Origin of the sequence: Maribacter sp. 4U21, assembly GCF_002742365.1 — a bacterium.
Classification (GTDB): domain Bacteria; phylum Bacteroidota; class Bacteroidia; order Flavobacteriales; family Flavobacteriaceae; genus Maribacter.
Window position 1 is genome coordinate 17,902 of the sequence record NZ_MDGN01000038.1, and the last position, 21,412, is coordinate 39,313.

Annotated in this window: 21 protein-coding genes; all 21 read left to right on the plus strand. The window is 33.2% G+C overall.

Annotation, left to right across the window (positions count from 1 at the left end; translation table 11 throughout):
* Positions 1–5: 5 nt before the first annotated feature.
* Positions 6–1,505, plus strand: a complete 1,500-nt coding sequence (locus BFP77_RS07185) for a GH3 family domain-containing protein (RefSeq protein WP_099573358.1) — start codon at positions 6–8, stop codon at positions 1,503–1,505.
* A 45-nt stretch (positions 1,506–1,550) separates the two neighbouring features.
* Entirely contained in the window at positions 1,551–3,233 is a 1,683-nt protein-coding gene (locus BFP77_RS07190) for a DUF6909 family protein (protein ID WP_099573359.1), read from the plus strand.
* 3 nt (positions 3,234–3,236) lie between these two features.
* Positions 3,237–4,232: a hypothetical protein gene (locus BFP77_RS07195; protein WP_099573360.1), complete on the plus strand. Its 996-nt coding sequence runs from the start codon at positions 3,237–3,239 to the stop codon at positions 4,230–4,232.
* Positions 4,233–4,235: 3 nt separating this feature from the next.
* A complete protein-coding gene (rfbB, locus tag BFP77_RS07200; protein ID WP_099573361.1) occupies positions 4,236–5,243 on the plus strand; it encodes a dTDP-glucose 4,6-dehydratase in 1,008 nt (335 codons plus the stop codon).
* Between the two features lie 7 nt (positions 5,244–5,250).
* Positions 5,251–6,108 carry a glucose-1-phosphate thymidylyltransferase RfbA gene (rfbA, locus tag BFP77_RS07205; RefSeq protein ID WP_099573362.1) on the plus strand — a complete coding sequence of 286 codons (858 nt, stop codon included), beginning with the start codon at positions 5,251–5,253 and terminating at the stop codon, positions 6,106–6,108.
* Position 6,109: 1 nt separating this feature from the next.
* Positions 6,110–6,655, plus strand: coding sequence for a dTDP-4-dehydrorhamnose 3,5-epimerase (gene rfbC / locus BFP77_RS07210; RefSeq protein ID WP_099573363.1), 546 nt, complete (start codon positions 6,110–6,112; stop codon positions 6,653–6,655).
* Positions 6,652–7,434 (plus strand): dTDP-4-dehydrorhamnose reductase, encoded by a 783-nt coding sequence (gene rfbD / locus BFP77_RS07215; protein ID WP_099573364.1) that lies wholly within the window; start codon positions 6,652–6,654, stop codon positions 7,432–7,434. The genes rfbC and rfbD overlap by 4 nt, the downstream gene beginning before the upstream one ends.
* Positions 7,435–7,437: 3 nt before the next feature.
* On the plus strand, positions 7,438–8,451 hold the full coding sequence (gene pseB, locus BFP77_RS07220) for a UDP-N-acetylglucosamine 4,6-dehydratase (inverting) (RefSeq protein WP_099573365.1): 1,014 nt from the start codon (positions 7,438–7,440) through the stop codon (positions 8,449–8,451).
* Positions 8,451–9,596, plus strand: a complete 1,146-nt coding sequence (gene pseC, locus BFP77_RS07225) for a UDP-4-amino-4,6-dideoxy-N-acetyl-beta-L-altrosamine transaminase (RefSeq protein ID WP_099573366.1) — start codon at positions 8,451–8,453, stop codon at positions 9,594–9,596. The genes pseB and pseC overlap by 1 nt, the downstream gene beginning before the upstream one ends.
* Positions 9,589–10,275 (plus strand): pseudaminic acid cytidylyltransferase, encoded by a 687-nt coding sequence (pseF, locus tag BFP77_RS07230; RefSeq protein WP_099573367.1) that lies wholly within the window; start codon positions 9,589–9,591, stop codon positions 10,273–10,275. Before pseC ends, pseF begins: the two co-directional genes overlap by 8 nt.
* Complete coding sequence (pseG, locus tag BFP77_RS07235; protein ID WP_099573368.1) at positions 10,268–11,275, plus strand: UDP-2,4-diacetamido-2,4,6-trideoxy-beta-L-altropyranose hydrolase; 1,008 nt, start codon at positions 10,268–10,270, stop codon at positions 11,273–11,275. The genes pseF and pseG overlap by 8 nt, the downstream gene beginning before the upstream one ends.
* Before the next feature lies 1 nt (position 11,276).
* Positions 11,277–12,275 (plus strand): 3-oxoacyl-ACP synthase III family protein, encoded by a 999-nt coding sequence (locus BFP77_RS07240; RefSeq protein WP_099573369.1) that lies wholly within the window; start codon positions 11,277–11,279, stop codon positions 12,273–12,275.
* A 6-nt stretch (positions 12,276–12,281) separates the two neighbouring features.
* Positions 12,282–12,503: an acyl carrier protein gene (locus BFP77_RS07245; protein ID WP_099573370.1), complete on the plus strand. Its 222-nt coding sequence runs from the start codon at positions 12,282–12,284 to the stop codon at positions 12,501–12,503.
* Positions 12,504–13,097, plus strand: coding sequence for a GNAT family N-acetyltransferase (locus BFP77_RS07250; protein ID WP_099573371.1), 594 nt, complete (start codon positions 12,504–12,506; stop codon positions 13,095–13,097).
* A complete protein-coding gene (gene pseI, locus BFP77_RS07255) occupies positions 13,087–14,109 on the plus strand; it encodes a pseudaminic acid synthase (RefSeq protein WP_099573372.1) in 1,023 nt (340 codons plus the stop codon). The genes BFP77_RS07250 and pseI overlap by 11 nt, the downstream gene beginning before the upstream one ends.
* A gap of 70 nt (positions 14,110–14,179) precedes the next feature.
* Positions 14,180–15,415 (plus strand): oligosaccharide flippase family protein, encoded by a 1,236-nt coding sequence (locus BFP77_RS07260; protein WP_099573373.1) that lies wholly within the window; start codon positions 14,180–14,182, stop codon positions 15,413–15,415.
* Positions 15,384–16,817: a capsular polysaccharide export protein, LipB/KpsS family gene (locus BFP77_RS07265; RefSeq protein ID WP_143751876.1), complete on the plus strand. Its 1,434-nt coding sequence runs from the start codon at positions 15,384–15,386 to the stop codon at positions 16,815–16,817. Before BFP77_RS07260 ends, BFP77_RS07265 begins: the two co-directional genes overlap by 32 nt.
* 3 nt (positions 16,818–16,820) lie before the next feature.
* Positions 16,821–18,044 carry an O-antigen ligase family protein gene (locus BFP77_RS07270; protein WP_099573375.1) on the plus strand — a complete coding sequence of 408 codons (1,224 nt, stop codon included), beginning with the start codon at positions 16,821–16,823 and terminating at the stop codon, positions 18,042–18,044.
* A complete protein-coding gene (locus BFP77_RS07275; RefSeq protein WP_099573376.1) occupies positions 18,022–19,272 on the plus strand; it encodes an O-antigen ligase family protein in 1,251 nt (416 codons plus the stop codon). The genes BFP77_RS07270 and BFP77_RS07275 overlap by 23 nt, the downstream gene beginning before the upstream one ends.
* 15 nt (positions 19,273–19,287) lie before the next feature.
* Entirely contained in the window at positions 19,288–20,286 is a 999-nt protein-coding gene (locus tag BFP77_RS07280; protein WP_099573377.1) for an NAD-dependent epimerase/dehydratase family protein, read from the plus strand.
* A complete protein-coding gene (locus tag BFP77_RS07285) occupies positions 20,283–21,395 on the plus strand; it encodes a glycosyltransferase (RefSeq protein ID WP_099573378.1) in 1,113 nt (370 codons plus the stop codon). Before BFP77_RS07280 ends, BFP77_RS07285 begins: the two co-directional genes overlap by 4 nt.
* The last annotated feature ends 17 nt before the right edge of the window (positions 21,396–21,412 follow it).

The following is a 21,412-nucleotide window of genomic DNA, read 5'->3' on the forward strand; positions in this document are numbered from 1 at the left end:
TATCTATGTCATTAAAAGGATTAGCCGCTAAGATTTTTGCTTACAAAATTGCATGGAAGACCGCATCATGGTCCAAACGTCCTTTTAAGACCCAGGATAAAGTTTTTCAAAATTTAATAAGAAAGGCGAAGGACACCACTTTTGGCAGTGACCATCGTTTCAAGGAAATAAAGAACCATTCAGATTTTATTTCTCGTGTGCCTATACGAGACTACGAGGAACTTAAACCATACATGAGCCAAGTCATAGAGGGTAAGGAAAATGTGTTGTGGCCGGGGAAACCTGTATACTTTGCAAAAACTTCTGGCACTACTTCTGGGGCCAAGTACATACCCATTACGACGTCCTCTATAAAGAATCAGGTAAATGCATCAAGAGACGCCATATTAGGTTATATTCATGAAACGGGTAATACGGGTTTTGTAGACGGTAAAATGATATTCTTGCAGGGCAGTCCTGTCCTACAGGAGAAAAATGGAATTAAGCTAGGGAGGCTTTCTGGAATTTCGGCACATTATGTGCCAAGTTACCTGCAAAAGAATAGACTGCCTTCTTGGGAAACGAATTGTATTGAAGACTGGGAGGAAAAGGTGAACGCGGTCGTGGAGGAAACGGTGGGGCAGAACATGACGGTAATTGCAGGGATTCCCTCATGGGTGCAAATGTACTTTGAAAGACTCAAAGAAAAAACCAATCAGAATATTGGGGATTTGTTCAAAAATTTTGAACTGTTCATTTACGGAGGAGTGAACTATGGTCCGTACAAGAAGAAGTTTGAGGAACTTATAGGAAGGAAGGTGGCGAGCATTGAGCTATTTCCGGCCAGTGAAGGTTTTTTTGCGTATCAGAATTCTCAAAAGGAAAACGGAATGCTTCTGCTTTTGGATTCGGGAATATTCTATGAATTTATAAAGGCAGACACTTTCTTTGAAGAAGACAGGAAACGAATTACGTTGCAAGAGGTGGAGTTGCATACGGATTACGTTATGATTATTTCTACCGATGCAGGTCTGTGGGGGTACGACCTAGGAGATACCATTCGGTTTATTTCTATCGAGCCCTTTAAAATAATAGTATCTGGAAGAATTAAACACTTTATTTCGGCATTTGGGGAACATGTTATAGCCAAAGAAGTGGAGCAGGCAATGCAAGAAGCCATGGATCAAACCGACGCTAAAGTCAATGAATTTACCGTTGCACCCCAAATTACTCCTGCTGAAAATGAGCTGCCCTATCATGAATGGCTCATTGAGTTCGAAAGAAAACCGTCTAACATGAAGGATTTTATTGAAACCTTAGATCAATCGCTTCAACGACAAAATAGTTACTACTATGATTTGATAGCAGGCAACATTCTGCAGACCTTGAAAATTTCGTCGATTAAAAAGAACGGTTTTCAGGAATATATGAGGTCCATTGGAAAACTTGGCGGACAAAATAAAGTACAGCGACTTTCTAACGATAGAAAGGTTGCAGATGTACTATTAGCGCAAAAAGAGAATTAAAGTAAGCGTAATAGATCTTTAATTGTAATTTTGTCGGAAATATTTATGGGAAAAGCAATCACTACCACTAGAGCGCAAGAATCTACAAATGCCATAGAACGTCTTTACGTTACCATGAGACATCTATTCAATAGAGGTTTTTACAAACCGAACGGTGTATCAGGAGAGGCCCTCAAAAACGCCCTGCTGTCCTTACGACCGGAAATTTATGGCTCAGTAGCGGAGGACAAAGCAGAACTCAATGGTCTTATTTATGTATTGGAAAGACTTCCAGAAGGAATAGAGCAATGTAGGTTTATCAATCTTACCTCGGACGAAGGCTTTGGCATATCGCACATAGCACCTATTATTCCGCCAAAAAGAAGGCGAAATTGCTATCGTATAGACGATGAGCAAATGAATATCGAAATTACCCGTGGCCGATCGGATATTTATGATATTCTTACGCACTTAACGTTTCTATTCATTGAGTCCGATAAAATATGCAAGCGTGTTCTTATTCCCGAAACAGAGAAGACCATAAGAGATTGGTCAAAACTCGAGAAGACGGTGAGTAAAGATAAAATCACCCAAGAAGAGCGTGAAATAGCACTGATACATACGGCAAATATTTTGGGAAGGTCTTTTGAAGAAATCGTTGAAGTTTATGGGAAATTTGCGACCAAGGACAATCCGGAACGTTTTCTTAAGATTGTTTATTGGCTCGGCAAATTAGCACTAGAAGAAGAGGTTACAGGAGAAAAACGAGCGGTAACTTTTAGTTCGTTGTTACGGGAAAGGCTGGGTCATCATATTCACGGAGAACGTTGGGCCAATAATATTAAGGAGGCCTTAAAAAAACATGGGTTATTGAGCAGACCGATTCATATAATTTCTGCCAATATGCATAGCGTAATGAATTCATTGTTCGCTAAAAAGGCGCTAAAGGCAGAATTTCCCAACTCCGACTCCTTAGAAATTTATGAAGCTTTAAGTAGTTCTGGCAACACCTCTTTAAGACAAAAAGTTCAAGATGTAGCAGAAAAAAACGGTATGATATCCCTAAAAGACACTTCAGGGACAAATATAGATGTGCAGATTTTTGACCTGGCCAAGTTAACGGAAGATGCATGTTGTTATGATTCTCCTGAGGCCACTGATGCTAAAAAACCTGTTATATTTGTAATGGACTATGCATTTGGTGAGCAAGCTTATGAAACTATTGATGAGTTTTTGAAACCCTTTGGAAACAAAAAGAAGAAGGCTATTTTTTTAAATGTAGAATCCATATCCATTATGGGTAAAGCAGGAATTTTAGAAGGAGGTAAAGGGGATTTAATGATTCCTTCGGCTCATATTTTTGAGGGTACTGCAGATAATTACCCGTTTAAGAACGAGCTTTGCGCAAAGGATTTTGAGGGGTATGATCTAAAGGTTTTTGAGGGTACTATGGTTACAGTATTGGGCACCTCGTTGCAGAACAAGGATATTTTGAAGTTTTTTCATAAGTCAACCTGGAACGTCATTGGACTGGAAATGGAGGGAGTTCACTATCAAAAAGCGATACAGTCGGCATCAAAGATTCGGAAAAGCATTAAAAGCGATGTTAAGGTTAGATATGCTTATTATGCATCGGATAATCCTTTAGAGACAGGAAGCACCTTGGCATCCGGGGGATTAGGAACTACAGGTGTAAAACCGACATACTTGATAACGGATAGAATATTAAAACAGATTTTTAATTCATAGGAAATGGAAGAAAAAAATTCATCAAATCCCTCTAAAAATTCTGATGAGATAGATCTAGGACAATTGTTCCAAATGATAGGGAACGGGTTTAATAAATTGTTCAAAGCGTTTCTTAGGCTTTTTGTGTACTTGAAAAAGAATGCACTTGTCCTTATAGGGCTAGTTGTGGTGGGAGCGGGAATAGGATATGGATTAAACCAAATTGTCTCAAAGAAACTTAAAACCGAGGTCATCGTAAAGCCTCAGATGGACAGTAAAAATTATTTATACGATGTCATCGATGAAATACAAGCCAATATAAAATCCAAAAACACTGCGTTCTTTGAATCCATAGGAATAAAAAATATAGACTATAGTGGTTTAGACATAACTATTTCCAGGGTAACGGGTGACTCTAATAGCGAAAGTGACAAGCAGTATTTAGAACTCCTACAAAGTTTTGACGATACCGAAGCAATTGCAGACATTGTAAGAGCAGAACTTCAGAATAAAAGCTCATATAACCATAGAATTTCTTTTTTCTACAAAGATGCAGAACTGGGTGAAGATTTTTCCAAAAAAGTAATGCAATATATTAATAACAATAGCTATTTTGATGGGCTGCTTGATATTTATAGAGCGAACGCCAGTTCGAGGATAGAACAGAATATGCGGCTATTGAATCAGGTTGACGAAATTATTGCTAACTATTCAAATAAAATAAAACAAAAAGATGATTCTTTAGGTAATGATAGAATTGTTTTGGATAATCAGGAGACCGTTGATATTACGGGTTTATTCGACCTAAAGAATAGTTTAATCGAGGATATTGAGTCCAAGAAAATAGAGCTTGAGCAACGGAGAGAAGCAGTTAGAGTTATCAACTTTGGGAAAACGCAACAAATTACGAAGTCTTTTTTTGGAAAAAATATTGTTATAATTCCATTGCTTCTCGTGGGTCTATTTTTCTTACTTTCAATTTTAAAATATTTGAACAGAAAATCTAAAGAAATTCTTTAAAAGATGCCATTTTCACCTGCGAAAAAGAATATTTTAATTACTGGAGGAGCAGGATTTATAGGCAGCAATTTCATCCCTTATTTCTTAAAAAAAAATACGGATTATAGTGTCATAAATCTTGACAAACTTACTTACGCAGGTGATCTAGAGAATTTAAAGGATATAGATGATATCAATAGATATTTCTTTATACAAGGAGATATTTGTGATGAAAGTTTAATAGACTCAATTTTCAAAGAGTATATTTTTGATGGTATAATTCATTTCGCCGCGGAGTCTCATGTGGATAATTCTATAGAAAAGCCAGATAATTTTATCAAAACAAATATTGAAGGAACCTTTGTTCTCTTAGAAACGGCCAGAAAGTATTGGGCCAACGATTTAAAACATAAAAGATTTCATCATATATCTACAGATGAGGTTTATGGCAGTTTAGGACCCGAGGGATTTTTTAAAGAATCAAGTCCTTATGCTCCAAACAGTCCGTACAGCGCCTCCAAAGCGTCCTCGGATTTTTTGGCAAGAAGCTATTATCATACTTATGGATTAAATGTAGTAACGAGTAACTGCTCCAATAACTACGGGCCCAAGCAGCATGATGAAAAACTGATTCCCACTATAATAAGATCAGCGCTTAAAGGCTTGCCCATACCAATTTATGGAATTGGAAATAATGTTCGTGATTGGCTTTACGTATTGGATCATTGCGAAGGAATCAATCAGATATTTCATAAGGGTATTGCCGGCCAGACTTATTTGTTGGGCGGTGGCAACGAGTTGGCTAATCTGAAGGTTGCTAAAACTATATGTGAAATTCTGGATGAGATCAGACCAAACGCCTTAGGTAGTTACCAAAAACAAATTACATTTGTCGAAGATCGCTTAGGTCATGATTTCAGATATGCTATTGATGCATCAAAAGCACATTCGGAGCTAGACTGGAAACCTCTGGAAAATTTTAATTCTGGCATAAAAAAAACAATTAATTGGTATTTGAATAAATACACTTGAGAAAGTAATGAAAGGAATAGTATTAGCAGGAGGTTCTGGAACACGTTTGTCACCCATTACATTGGCGATGAGTAAGCAGCTAATGCCTGTATATGATAAACCTATGATTTACTACCCCATTACTACCTTATTAATTTCTGGAATAAAGGAGATATTAATTATTACTACCCCTAAAGATTTAAATACGTTTAAAGAATTATTAGGAGATGGGAGCGCTTTGGGATGTAGTTTCCAATATGCCGCACAGAAAGACCCAAATGGTCTTGCAGAAGCCTTTCTTATAGGACGTACTTTTATAGGCGGGGACAGTGTTGCCTTAATTTTGGGAGATAATCTTTTCTACGGCTCCGGGCTGTCAGAATTATTACAGTCCAACAGTGACCCTGAGGGTGGAGTGGTCTTTGGGTATCATGTCAATAATCCTGGCAGATACGGGGTGGTTGATTTTAATAAACAGGGGAAAGTCATTTCCATAGAGGAAAAACCTCATAAGCCTAAATCCAATTATGCCGTTCCGGGTATCTATTTTTACGATAATACGGTAATAGAGAAAGTAAAGCACATTAGACCTAGCCGCAGAGGCGAACTGGAAATCACTGATATTAATAAAGCGTACCTGGACGAAGACCAGCTTCAAGTAAGTATTCTGGACAAGGGTATTGCCTGGTTGGATACAGGAACGTTCGGCTCATTAATGCAGGCATCACAATTTGTACAGGTAATAGAGGAACGTCAAGGTTTGAAAATAGGCTCTATTGAAGAAGCGGCCTATAAAATGGGGTATATATCAAAAAAAGAGCTTCACGGTCTTGCGCAACCACTTCTGAAAAGCGGATACGGAGAATATTTGATGCAACTTGATTAGAATGAAAATTAGTGAAACCCAAATTAAAGGCTGTTATATCATTGAACCTGAAATTTTTAAGGACAATAGGGGAAGTTTTTGTGAACTATTTAAAAGGGATAGTCTTGAAAAAGTGATTGGGCATAAGATAGATTTTGTTCAGGAAAATCAATCCATATCAAGAAAAGGAGTATTACGAGGAATGCATTTTCAGAAAGGTTCAGCGGCCCAGGCAAAACTAGTCCATGTAACCAAAGGTAAAGTATTGGACGTTGTCGTCGATTTGAGACCTACGAGTTCTTCCTATGGTCAACATTTTAAGATGAAATTGTCTGGCGAAAACAAATTAAGTTTATTTATACCAAGAGGTATGGCCCATGGTTTCTTGACTTTGGAAGAGAACACGGTTTTTACCTATAAGTGTGATAATTATTACGATCCTGAAATGGAAAATGGGCTCAAGTATGATGACCCCGATGTAAATATAGACTGGGAGTATCCTTCTTCCCAGATGATTCTTTCTAAAAAAGACCTTAGACTTTTAAGCCTAAAAGACCTTCAGTTATGAAACGAGTCTTGGTTACGGGGTCAAATGGTCAGCTAGGGTTGTGCATTCAAGAACTTTCAAAAACAATTTCCGGGTATGATTTTGTTTTTACAACTTCTAAAGAATTGGACATCACGGACGCCAAATCAGTAACAGATTTTTTTAGTGCAGGGCATTATGATTTCTGTATAAATTGCGCGGCCTACACCAATGTTGAAAAAGCAGAAAAATTTCCTGAACCAGCTTTTGAAATCAATGCCGAAGCTGTAAAAAACCTTTCGGTATCTTGTAAAGAATTTAATGTCGTTTTAATTCACATCTCTACGGATTATGTCTTTGATGGCACAAAGAAAACCCCATATACTGTAAAGGATATTCCAAACCCTATAAATGAATACGGTAGATCCAAGTTATTAGGCGAACGTTATGTTCAACGATTTTTAAATAAATATATCCTTATTAGAACTTCTTGGCTCTACTCTGATTATGGACACAATTTTTACCGCACGATAGTTGAAAAAAGTAAAACGGAGAAAGAACTGTACATTACCGACGAACAGATAGGTTGTCCTACCAACGCGATAAATTTAGCTGGCTTTATTTTAGGGTTACTTTCAAAACCTACTTTAGATTACGGAATTTACCATTTTACAGATGGGGAGGCCATGACCTGGTTTGATTTTGCAGACAAAATCTTAAATGAAAAAGGATTACGTAATAAAGTTGAACTTGTGCGGGATAGGAATTATCGTACTTTTGCCAAAAGGCCTAAGAACAGTATTTTAATTAATTTTTTATAACGAATGAATTTTAAAGGAAAATCACTTTTAATTACCGGAGGAACCGGCTCGTTAGGTAAAGCACTAACCGCACACATTCTTACTAATCATTCTGAGATTCGAAGATTGATAATATTTTCTAGAGATGAGCAAAAACAATTTGTTATGGCTCAAGAGTTTCCAGTTAAACAATTTCCTCAAATTCGTTTTTTTATCGGAGATGTTCGAGATATAGGTAGATTAAAAAGAGCCTTTAAAGGAGTAGATTACGTAATCCACGCCGCAGCCATGAAACATGTGCATTTAGCAGAGTATAATCCTGAGGAATGCATAAAAACTAATATTGGAGGAGCCCAAAATGTAGTTGATGCTTGTTTCGAAACTAGTGTAGAAAGGGTTGTAGCACTTTCTACAGATAAAGCTTGCGCTCCAATAAATCTGTATGGAGCCACAAAACTAACCTCCGATAAATTATTTGTGGCAGCAAATAATATTAAAGGAGATAGCCCAATTAAATTTTCTGTGGTAAGATATGGCAATGTAATGGGTTCTAACGGTTCAGTAATACCTTTTTTTATAAAAAAGAAAAAAGAAGGCACTTTACCAATAACTGACCCGAAAATGACACGATTTAATATATCCCTTCAAGGAGGAGTAGATATGGTAATGCATGCTATGGAGAATGCATGGGGAGGAGAAATTTTTGTTCCAAAAATACCATCTTATAAAATAATGGATGTTGCAGAGGCTATAGGACCAGAATGTGAAAAACCAATTGTGGGAATAAGGCCTGGAGAAAAGGTGCATGAAGAAATGATAACAACTTCTGACTCTTTTTATACTTATGATTTAGGAAAGTATTACGCCATTTTGCCTGCTACGAGTAATTGGAGCTTAGAAAATTTTATTAGCGAATTTAAAGCAACAAAAGTAGAATCAGATTTTAGCTATAATTCTGGGGAAAATGATGAATGGGAAACAGTTGAGAGTTTAAGGAGCCTTATCAAAGAGCATGTAGATTCTAATTTTGAGCTATAATGAAAACAATACCTTACGGAAGACAGAGTATAGAGCAAGAGGATATAGATGCAGTAATTCAGACACTTACGGCAGATTATCTTACACAGGGCCCAAAAGTTAAAGAATTTGAAGACAAGTTTGCCGAATATATCGGCAGCAAATTTGCTGTTGCTGTAAGTAATGCAACTGCAGGTCTTCACATAGCAGTATTAGCATTAGATTTAAAACAGGGAGAACGAGTTATTACTACTCCGATTACTTTTGCTGCCTCAGCAAATTGTGTTAGATATGCAGGAGGTGAAGTTTGGTTTGCAGACATAGATTCGGAGACCTATACACTATCGCTTGAAAGTACTAAAAAACTTGTAGAAAGCAAGCCCAAAGGGTTTTTTAAAGGTATTATTCCTGTAGATTTTGGAGGTTTACCCGTTAATTTGGAGAAATTCCGCCAATTAGCTGATAAACACGGGCTTTGGATTATTGAAGATGCAGCTCATGCTCCTGGGGGTTATTTTACAGATTCCAAAGGTCTAAAACAAAATTGCGGTAATAATGTGTATTCCGACCTTACAGTGTTTTCTTTTCATCCTGTAAAGCATATTGCCTGTGGAGAAGGAGGTATGGTGACCACTAATTCCGAAATGCTTTACAGAAAGTTGTGTTCTCTTAGAAGTCACGGTATTGTAAAGGATAATATGAACGAAAACCACGGTGGTTGGTATTATGAAATGCAACAACTAGGTTATAATTACAGACTTACAGATATCCAATCTGCTTTAGGAATTACGCAACTTGCAAAAAATGAAAGAAGAGTTGCCCGAAGGAATGAAATAGCGAGCAAGTATAAGGATGCTTTCAATGGAAAAGTGAGGTATCAAAGTTTGCCTGAAGGAACACTTAATGCTCATCATCTTTTTGTAATTGAAGTTGAGGATAGGAAAGGCTTATACGACTTTTTAAGGACACAAAATATTTATTCACAGATACATTATATACCTGTTCATACCTTGCCTTATTATAAGGCGATTGGATATCAAGGTGCAGATTTAAAGAATGCTGAAAAATACTATTCCAAATGCATCAGTTTACCAATGTATCCAAGTTTAACTAATAAAGAGCAATCATTTGTAATAGAAAAGGTTCTAACTTATATTAATGGCTAACCTAGCAATTATACCGGCAAGAGGAGGAAGTAAACGTATCCCAAGGAAAAACATAAAACCTTTTTTAGGTAAGCCCATTATTGCATATTCTATTGAAGCCGCAATCAATTCTAATTTGTTTGATGAGGTTATGGTTTCTACTGACGATAAGGAAATAGCGGAGATAGCATTACACTTTGGGGCAAAAGTGCCATTTATGAGAAGTAATGTCAATGCGAATGATTTTGCAGTTTTAGCAGATGTGATATTGGAAGTGCTTGAATTATATGCCCAAAGGGGCATTAAGTTTGATAATATCTGTTGTATACTACCAACGGCCCCTTTTGTAACTGCGGACACAATAAAAAAGGGGAAGCAATTATTAAGTAGTGAATCTCATGATTGTGTTTTTCCTGTTTTAGAATTTTCATTTCCAATACAACGTTCCTTAAAAATCAAAGGAACTAAAGTAGAAATGCTATGGAGAGGATATCTAAATACCAGATCACAAGATTTAGAACCTAGGTATCATGATTCAGGACAATTTTATTGGGTAAAAACAGATGTTTTTTTAGAACAAAAAAAAATACTAGTAGAAAATGCTGGGGCACTCATTATTTCCCAAATAGAGGCGCAAGATATTGACACTCTAATCGATTGGAAACTTGCTGAAATAAAGTATCAATTGGCAAATGAATAAAAAAATTATTTTTAGAGCCGATGGAACTTCTAAAACTGGTTTAGGGCATTTATATCGATTATTTGCTTTGGCAGAAATGTTTAGAACGGAATATGATTTTTTGTTTTTAACAAAAGAAGACACCGTTTTAAAAGTCATTCCAAAACATTATATGGTAAAGTTGATTCCAAAATCAACAGAAATAGACAAAGAACCAGAATGGTTGTACGCTAATTTTTCTCCTGAATATCATATTGTAGTTGCTGACGGCTATCAATTTGTAAGTTCTTATCAAAAGAAAATCAAAGACTTTAATTTCACACTAGTCTATGTGGATGATTTGTTAAGTGAACATATGTATGCAGATTTGGTAATAAATCATTCTCCGCATGCTAAACTTGAAAACTATAAAAAGGAGAGTTATACACAATTTGCTTTAGGAACTGATTACGCAATTTTAAGACCTTTATTCTTAAAGAAATCTATTAAAGAAACAAAAGAACAATTTCCAAATAATGCTTTTATTTGTTTTGGAGGTTCTGACTATAATAACTTTACCATTAAAACTATAAGGCAAGTTTTAAAAATAGATGGTGTAAATAGAGTTAATGTGGTAGTTGGGGCGGCCTACGACTTCAAGGAAACATATGCCTTAGAAAAGCAAAATTCAAAAGTAAGCGTATTTAAAAATCTAGATGAAGAAAATTTATACAGACTTATGAATACCAGTACTTTTGCTATAGTCCCTGCAAGCACTGTATTATTTGAGTTGATTTCTGTTAACACCTACTTACTATCAGGTTACTATGTAGAAAATCAAAAAATGGCATATCAATATTTAGATAAAAGGAATATATTTAGGGGCTTAGGAGATTTTAACGATTTTGACTTTTCCAAACTTGGAGATATTTTATCTCACGTTTCCATTAATGATATTGAAAAACAAATTGAAAATCAGAAGACTTTAATTGATGGAAATCAAAAAAATAGATTCTTAGAATTAATGAATAAATTAAATTAAAATGGGGGCTAAAATTCAAAAAACTGCGCATTATTTGCCAGAGAAGGTCTTGGATTCTAAAGGATTGAAAGAATTATTTCCAGATTTTGATTCAAATAAAGTAGAAAATAAAATAGGGATTAAATCCCGCCATATTTCAAGTGATACGCAAACTAGTTTAGATTTAGCGTTTGAGGCATCTCTAAAAGTACTTGAAGAATCTAATATTAGTGAAATTGATTTTGTTATACTTTGTACTCAAACGCCAGATTATATTTTACCTACAGGGGCTTGTATTTTACAGGAACGTCTAGGTCTTTCTTCATCAATAGGGGCATTAGATTTTAATTTAGGATGCTCTGGTTATGTTTATGGCTTAGCCATATGTAAGGGTTTATTAGCTGCAGGAATTGCAACTAAGATTCTTTTTGTAACCTCAGACACATATTCTAAGTACATTCATGAAATGGACAAAGGAAATAGGTCTATCTTTGGTGACGGTGCAACTGCAAACATAATAAACAGTGATAAAGAGGATAAAATAGGTCAATTTGTTTTAGGAACTGATGGCTCTGGTTATGATAAACTCATTATTAAGAATGGTGCGGGTAAAAATAAGTTAGAGCAAAAACCAGAAAAGAAATACTATGGTGATGGGAATCAATACAATGATAATTGTATTTACATGAATGGCCCAGAAATCTTTAATTTTACTATTAATAATATTCCTAAATTAATTTCTGATACTTTGATGAAGAACCGACTTAAAAAAGAAGATGTTGACTACTTCATTTTTCATCAAGCAAACAAATTTATGTTGGAATATTTAAGAAAGAAAGTGGGGATTCCTTCAGAAAAATTTCATCTCAATTTGGAAACTACTGGAAATACAGTATCATCTGCAATACCAATAGCTTTAGAACAGGCACTGAAAGATGGAAAAATACGAAAAGGCAACAAGGTATTACTTGCGGGTTTTGGCGTAGGTTTGTCATGGGGGGCAACTATAATTGAAATTTAAATAATTATGAAAAAAGAACTTTTTTTAGAAGAAATCAAAGAAATTTTACTTTTAGAAGAGAAAAACATTACAACTGACACACCTATAGAAATAGACTCTATGGCTAGTCTCTTGTTAATTGCTTTTTTTGACGAAAAATTTTCTAAGAGTATTACTCAAGATGAAATTAAAGAAATGAAGCAAATAAATGATCTTATAAATTTCGTAGGAACAGATAATTTGACATAAATGCTTCAATTAAACTTAGATGTTTTAAAAGAGGATTGCCCTTTAGACACAGAAAGTTATCAATTAATAAATTATTATAATCTGAACAAAAAGGAATCCTTAGAGATTTTATCTATTAGAAATCATTCATTAATTCGCTCAAGGATGGTTAAATCTAATTTAATATCCAAAGAAGACCATTTAAATTTTGTTTCAACATTATACAAAAAAAATGTTGGCTATTGGGCTTTAAAAAAAGATAATGAAATCATAGGCTCGATTTCCTTAGTAGATTATGATAAAACGGATTGTTCTTTTGTTGGAGGAAATTTTATTTTACCAAGATTAATTGGAACAGGTTTCGGAGTATTCATAAACTATTTAATGCATTACGTAGCCTTTGAGTTGGTAAAGTGCAAAAAGATAAAAGCGATAGTCAAAACTGATAATATAAATGCTGTTCGTGTAAATAAACTTTTTGGAGCTGAGACACTAGATGACAATTCTTCAAATAAAGAAAATATAAATGAATATTTATCTTTAGAGTTTTCCGCTAATGGATGGTATAATTACAATAAAAAAGTAATCAGAAAACTTATCAAATATGTTCTCTAAAAAGAATAATACATTCATCATAGCAGAACTATCAGCCAATCACGGAGGAAAATTAGAAATAGCTAAAGAAACGGTAAGAGCTGCTAAAAGAGCTGGTGCGGACGCAATAAAGTTACAAACCTATACAGCAGATACAATTACGATTAATGGCAAACAAGACCATTTTAAAATAACCCAGGGAACTCATTGGGACGGACAATACCTTTATGACCTTTATAAAGAAGCTTACTTACCGTGGGAATGGCACAAAGAATTATTTGAAACGGCAAAAGAAGAAAGTTTAATATGTTTTTCCTCACCTTTTGATTTTAGTGCAGTAGATTTTTTAGAGACTTTAAATTGTCCAATATATAAGATAGCATCATTTGAAATAACCGATGTACCATTAATTGAGTACACAGCTAAAAAAGGTAAACCAATGATTATCTCGACCGGAATCGCTACCATTGAAGATATTGAGTTGGCAATTGACACTTGTAAAAATGTTGGCAATAATGATATAACTATTTTAAAATGTACCTCTGCATATCCAGCGGAACCTGAAGACGCTCATTTATTGACTATTCCAGATATAATTAGTCGTTTTAATGTAAAGTCGGGGCTCTCAGATCACACATTGGGAATAGAGGCGCCTGTTGTATCTGTATGTGTTGGGGGGAGCGTAATAGAAAAACATTTCATTTTAGATAAGACTATTGGAGGAGCAGATGCTCATTTTTCTTTGGACGAAGAGGAGTTTGCGGCAATGGTTAAAGCTGTAAGAACCGCTGAAAAAGTACTAGGGAAAGTGGATTATGAGCTATCAAGTAAAAAGAAGAAAAGCCGTGAATTTTGTCGTTCCTTATTCATTGTAAAAGATGTAAAAGAAGGAGAAGTTCTCACGAAGGAGAATGTTAGGTCTATTAGGCCAGGTTTTGGTATACATCCTAAATATTATTATGAAATAATGGGCAAAAAGTTCAATGAGGATTTAAAAAAGGGAACTCCACTTGATTTTAAGTTTATAAATTAAGTTTAATTACAAGTTTGCTGTTAAGTGGCCATAACAAAATAAGTACTAATATTTCATATTATATATTCAATTGAAAACTTCTATTTATAATATCTTTTTTAGAGGTTTAACTTTAGTATCTAAATTTTTATTCATTATTTTTCTTGGCAAATATTCCATAGATGAAACTAATTTGGGAATTTTTGGTATTCTTTCTACATCCTTAGCTTTTTTAATTTACGTAATAGGATTTGATTTCTACGTATTTAATACAAGAGAGATAATCTCTAAAAAAAACAGCTTAGTTGAGAACATAAGAAACCAACTGTATTTTCATTTTATTGCATATTTGATTTTTGTACCAACATCAATATTTGTTGTTTTTAAATTAGGTTTCTTATCAGCAGAATATTTATGGATTTTTATATTTCTTTTAATTTCAGAACACTTAGGTCAAGAATTATATAGATTATTTACTACACTTGAAAAATCAGTACTCGCCAATTTAATGTTATTTTTACGTTCTGGTCTTTGGGTTTGGATTGTAGTTTTAGAATTTTTGTTTTTAAAAAAAGAAATAGATTTATACAGGTACTTAGTTATTTGGTCTTTCTTCTCATACTTCTCACTTTTAATTTTCTTAATAATTGCCGTTAGATTTACAGGAATACGCAATTTTAATTACGTAAAGCCTAATTGGAAATGGATTAAACTTGGTTTAAAAACCTCAAGCGTTTTTTTTATTGGTTCTTTATCGTTTCAAGTCATTCAGTTTTCTGACCGATTTATGATAGATTATTTTTATGGTAAAAAGTTGGTTGGGGTTTATACTGCGTACGCTCAATTTACAAATGCTATCGACGTTTTTTCGTTTACGGCCATTACTATGATAGCATACCCTAAATTGTTATCATCTTTTTCAGACTTAAAAAAATACAAAAAAATACAAATTAAGTTTTTGAAAGAACTTTTGATCGTTTCTATTTTCCTTATACTTTTAACTCTAGTAGTAAGTCCATATATCTTTAAGTTTTTGGATAAAGAATCATTTTTTTTGGAGTTACCTACATTCCATTTGCTATTAATAGGTGTTTTCTTTTTAATCATGTCTAACATATTCCATTATGACCTCTATGTAAAAAAAAGAGATAAAATAATACTTAGAGTTGCGTTTACTGGAATGTTTACAAATGTGTTTTTAAACGTACTTTTAATACCAGTATATGATATATTAGGAGCTTCTTTGGCAACAATGATATCATTTGTCTTAATATTCGTTTTAAAATTTTATTATAGTGAAACCGCAAAAAAAGATGATAATATTTGACTTAATAAATGATGAGGCTCCACTTTTCATCAAAGTAGTAGAGAAATTATTTGAAGAGGGCCATCTTTCGCATAAACAGGTTTTAGGTGTAACCGAAGGAAATCGATGGAAAGAGGAATCTAAATCTTTAAATTGTTCTAATAGGCTTCAATTTTTTGATCAATTAGACAAGAAGAATATCAATGTTCCAAAAGAAATAAATAGGATATCCCATAAATACGATAATTTTAATATTTATGCATGTGACAGATATATTATTCGTAAAGAGCGAGCACTTCAAAAGAAACTTTTAGTCTACACTTATTTGTTTTATGAAAATCTATTTAAAAAAGGGACAACACATTATTTTACTACAGGCATTGCTTATACTTACAATCTGGTTTCTTATCAAGTATGTAAAGATCGTGGCATCAAACATATCTCCTTTTATGGTACTAGAATAAGTAATAGAACAGCAATTTCTTTAGATGTTACTAATACCTTTAACGAAGTTAGAGATATGTTCAGGAGATTTTCTGTTAGTAAGGTGAGTGAAAATATGTTTTTACCTATACAGGATTTCGTAAATAGGCCTAAACAACCTTCCTACATGAAAAACGCCATTAATTCTTCGACTATAAAAATGATTTTTATCACCGAATTTTTTAGGAGGTTCAATAAATATTTTTTTAAAACAAAACATAAGTATGATTACTTCACTAGAAATCCATTTGAATTATCTTCATTTAAGCTAAAAAAAATAGTAAACGCTCAAATAATCAATTTCTTGCATAACCGAGTCTTCGACAAAGTTGATTATTCTGATGATTATTATATTTTTCCACTACACATGCAACCTGAGGCCAGTACAATTATTTTATCCCCATTTAATGTAGACCAAAAAACCACTATTATAAATATCAGTAAAATTTTACCGCTGAATGCTGTACTTTATGTAAAGGAACATCGAAGTGCACTAGGTCAGCATAGTTTAGCTTTTTACCAAGACTTGAAAAAACACCCGAATATTAAATTAATTTCTTACAAAGAAAATATGTTTGATTTAATTAAAAATTCTAAGGGTACAATTAATTTGTCCAGTACGGTAGGTTTAGAAGCATTAATGTTACAAAAGCCATCTGTTGTTTTGGGAAATGTTTTCTACAATGAAACAGGACTTACTTTTAAGGTTAATTCCTATTTGGAGCTACAACTGGCAATCAATAAAATCCATAAAGATGATTTTGAAGTTAAGAACCATTTTGAAAATTATGAATCTAAATTGGCATATTATTTACATTGTTTAAACACGAAATCTTATGAGTTTGAATTTAATGTGGCCAAATTAGACACAAAGGAAAGAGTACTCAAAGATGAGAATATCTTGCAATTCAGTAAATGTATTAAGACGATTTTAAATTAATTAATGACAATATTAATTTCTAAACAAAAGATTTTATTTATAGTATTCGCGTTAAACGCGTTGTTATATTCTCTTGTTTATTTTTATCCTCTTAATGATTTTGGGGAACCACAGATTCCGCAATTCCTAAAACTTCTTTACGATTTAATTTTAGTTTTTTTCATTATTATAATCGGTTTTAAAAGCAAATTAAATCAAATACACATTTTTGCATCTATATTTTTAATTACAATTCTAGTTTTAGGTCTTATACATATTTCACATACCAGTATAGCTGACTATCTTCATTACTCTGTTCGTAATATTTTTTTTTACAACCTTTTTTTATTTCTCAACCTAACTTACAATGTTGATATTTCAAAATTCACCGATTTTCATGAAAGATTATTTAAGTTCATTTTATATTTTGGTTTATTATTTTTTAGTTTTCAAAAATTAGGGGTAACAAACCCGTTTGGCTTTCATGAGTGGATGTGGGAAAAGAACCGATTAATAGCATCGTGGTTAAATCCTAATTCGCTTGGATTTTATTTAATTTTTTATCTTTTTTATTTTTATTTCAAAGAAAATAAAATTTCAATCTTTCTAGGATTAATAGTTGCAAGTATATTTCTTTCTGGATCCTTAACCGCTATTATTGGAGTTGTTTTTTTTGTTGGATATGTAAGTGTTAAATTTTTAAAATCAAAAAAGCTTAAACCTTCATTCTTATTACTTATATCAGTTTTATCCCCAATATTTATTTACATGATTATTGAATTAGGTGCTTTTGATTATATTCTATTCAAAATAGACGTTTTGTTTATACAAAAAAGCACGGTACACACTTCTGTTTCCACAAGAGTTCAAAATATAAATGACTTAATTGAATATATGTCTTTTGATAATATAGCATCAATTTTATTCGGTGATTTTAATTCAGAAAATTACCGTAGACTTGATAGCCAATATCTCAATATATTTTACAACTATGGTTTAATTGGACTTGTCTCCTATCTTTTTTTTCAGTTGGCTGTTTTGCATGAGTTAATGAAATATCCTTCTCAGTTTTCTAAAGCCTTTATTGCATTTAGCCTATGGTTATATTTAATAGCTTTTAATTTGACAGCATATCTTTACAGGCCAAATCTTGTGATATTTTATTCAATAATGTTAGTTTTCGTCATCCATATTGGCAAAAAACGCTTGATTACCTCTAGTATTAATGAACATACACGATACAATTAATAGCTTAAAACAAAAAAACCTTGTTTTAAAGGATTTTCATTTTAATGAATTTTTTTTTGGGATTTCATTGTTTTTTTTGCCTATATCAATTAAGGTAAATTCTTGGTGTTTGATAATTTTTTTTATTTACAATTTATATAATCGAATCAAAGAAAAGTCTTTATTCTGTTTGAAGTTTTTTCTATTTCCTATAATTATTTTCATTATCCAATTAGTTAGTTTCTTTTTAAGCACGAATCATATTGAAGCTTCAAAAAAACTTTTATTGTTTATGGTTTTTCCTCTTTTATCGTTTTTCTTCCCAAAAAGGGATGTAAGAATTGAAAAAGTCTTTAGGTACTTAATGTTTGGTGTAATAATAGTTTTAGTTTATGCATTTTTAAGAAGTACATACGATATTGTTTTCTTAAATGAACGATTTGATTATGGAAGAGGTCCAGAAATATTATTAAAATACACCCCGCATCATGCATACCTTTCTTTATTTATAATAGTATCTATTGTAGTATTGATGTATCAAATAGGCAAAAATCAGATTTCCTTTACTAATATATATATTATACCTTTTTTATTTATTTCTCTATTTCTATTGCCTTCTAGGACGGCTTTATTGATTGCTTTTATTATAATACCTTTATGTTCATTTAGTTTTTTTAAAGACAGATATAAGTATAAACATATTGTTCTATTCTTAGCGCTTCTTTTTGTTCTTTCTGTAGTGGGTCTTTCCGTCGATTTCACAAGAGATAAATTGTTATATGCATATTATGAGTTAAGGAATATACCTACTACAGAAAAACCTTTTTATGGCATTTCAACGAGGCAAAAAATCTGGGAGACTGGATTAAATTTGGTTCATAAAACTCCTTTTTTTGGTTATGGCATAGGTGATATTGGAGAGGTGTTAAACATGGAATATGTAAAAAGAGGGTACGATGATATAACTGATTTAAATGCCCACAATCAATATCTGCAGAACATTTTACAATACGGTCTTTTATTTTCATCTATAATAGTTTGGATTATTTTTGAAGTAATCCGCAAACTTATTTCTCATAAGGACTGGTTTTTGGTTTGGATTTGGATAATAACTATATTATTTTTTGGTACTGAAAGTATGCTTAATAGACAATGGGGTGCGGTATACTTTGCAATTTTATTGATTCTTAGTTGTTATAAGATTAATTTGAAAATTATTAAACGATTTTTAAATAGTAAATTTGAATAATTAAGAATAAGTATATTGATAACAGCTGTAATTTTTGGAGGTGATGGGTATATTGGCAGAAATCTTGTCGAGACACTATTGAATTTATCAATGTTCGACGCTATTTATATTTTCGATTTGAAAAAATCCAAAGAATCGAAACGGAACTATGATAACGAGAGGGTTTTCTTTGCAGAGGGTGACGTAAGAAACAAAATTAGTTTACAGATTAGTTCGTTGGATAAGAGTTCAAGTTGGATATTCAATTTTGCCGCTATTCATCGAGAACCTGGTCATGCATATGAAGAATATTTCGATACTAATATTCCAGGAGCGGAGAATGTAATTATTTTTGCAAGAAATCATGGGATAAAGAACATCTTGTTTACCAGTAGTATTGCCCCATATGGTAAATCTGTACATGAAAGAACAGAGAATTCTACACTTTATCCGGAAACCGCATATGGAATATCCAAAGCATTGGCCGAAAAGATTCATGAGAAATGGTTGGTGGAGGATAGTAATAGAAGATTGATTATCGTTAGGCCAAGTGTAATTTTTGGCCCTAAAGATCCGGGAAACGTATACCGTATGATTAAATCTCTTGAAAAAGGCACTTTCGTGCTACCGGACGGGGGAAAAGTAATTAAGGGATATGGCTACATTCATGGTCTAATAGAAAGTATGTTATTTACAATTGGCAAAAATGACCGTCTTATCATCTATAATTACGCAGAAAATCCTTTAGTTCCCCTTAAAGAAATGGTTGCCATAGTCAAAGAAGAATTAGGTTATAAAAAACCCACATTGAACCTGTCTGTTAAAACATTGGCTGTAATCGCTTTTTTTCTTCAAAAAGGACTTAGACTCATAGGAAAAAAATCCGACATACATCCAGTAAGAGTTAAAAAGGCTGGTTTTCCAACAAATGTGAAACCTCAATATCTGATAGATCAGGATTTTAATTTTAAATATAATTTTAGAGAAGCCTTACGCCACTGGAAAATTAATTCACCAGAGGATTTTAAATCATGAGAGTTGCAATAGTCCATTATTGGCTAATTACTCGCAGAGGGGGCGAGAAGGTCGTAGAGAGTATCCTTAAAATTTTTCCAGAAGCAGATATATATACGCTTTTTCTTGACGGGAACAAATATGGCCCCCACCTACCTAAACAGAGGATTTATACATCATGTTTAAACAACCCAAAAATAAGAAGGCACTATCAGAAATTATTTCCACTATATCCTATAGGCATTAAATCTTTGAAACTAAAAGATGAATATGATTTAATTATTTCCTCCGAATCTGGTCCTGCTAAGGGAATTAGCACTCCCAAGGGGATACCTCACATCTGTTACATTCACTCACCTATGAGATATTGTTGGGGTTTCACTGATGAGTATCTACGTGACATGTCCAAATTTTTAAGACCAATTGCAAGGTTTTTTTTTGAAAGACTAAGAATTTGGGACCTTAAAACTGTCGAGAACGTCACCCATTATATTGCTAATTCTAACAATGTAGCGAAACGGGTCAAAAAGTATTACAATAGAGAATCAGCTGTTATTTATCCGCCAATCGAGTCTAATTTGTTTAAAAGACCTTTAATGAACAACACTGAAAGGGATATTTTTTTAAGCTTTGGAGCAATAACACCATATAAAAGAATAGATTTATTGGTGGAAACGTTTAATCAGAACAAACTAAACTTGGTTGTTATAGGTAATGGTTCTGAACTAGAGAAATTGAGACAAAGAGCAAATAGCAATATTAAATTTTTGGGCTCTTTGGAATGGGGGGAAATTGAGCGATATCTAGATAGAACACGCGCATTGTTATTTCCTGGAGAGGAAGATTTTGGAATGATACCCCTAGAAGTTATGAGTTACGGAATACCAGTATTGGCTTATGGGCAGGGAGGAGCTTTGGAGACGGTAATTGATAACGAGCAAACCTCAAAATCGTCTGGAATGTTCTTTGACGAACAAAGTGCCGAGTCTATTCAGAAGTGCTTAGAGAGGTTTTTAGTAGTTGAAAATAAATATGACAAAAACTGGATTAGGTCACATGCAAGAAAATTTGAAGAGGATGTATTTCTTGAAAAATTTAAAAAGGAAGTAGATTTAATCTGTAATAGATAATCATATCAAACCACTAA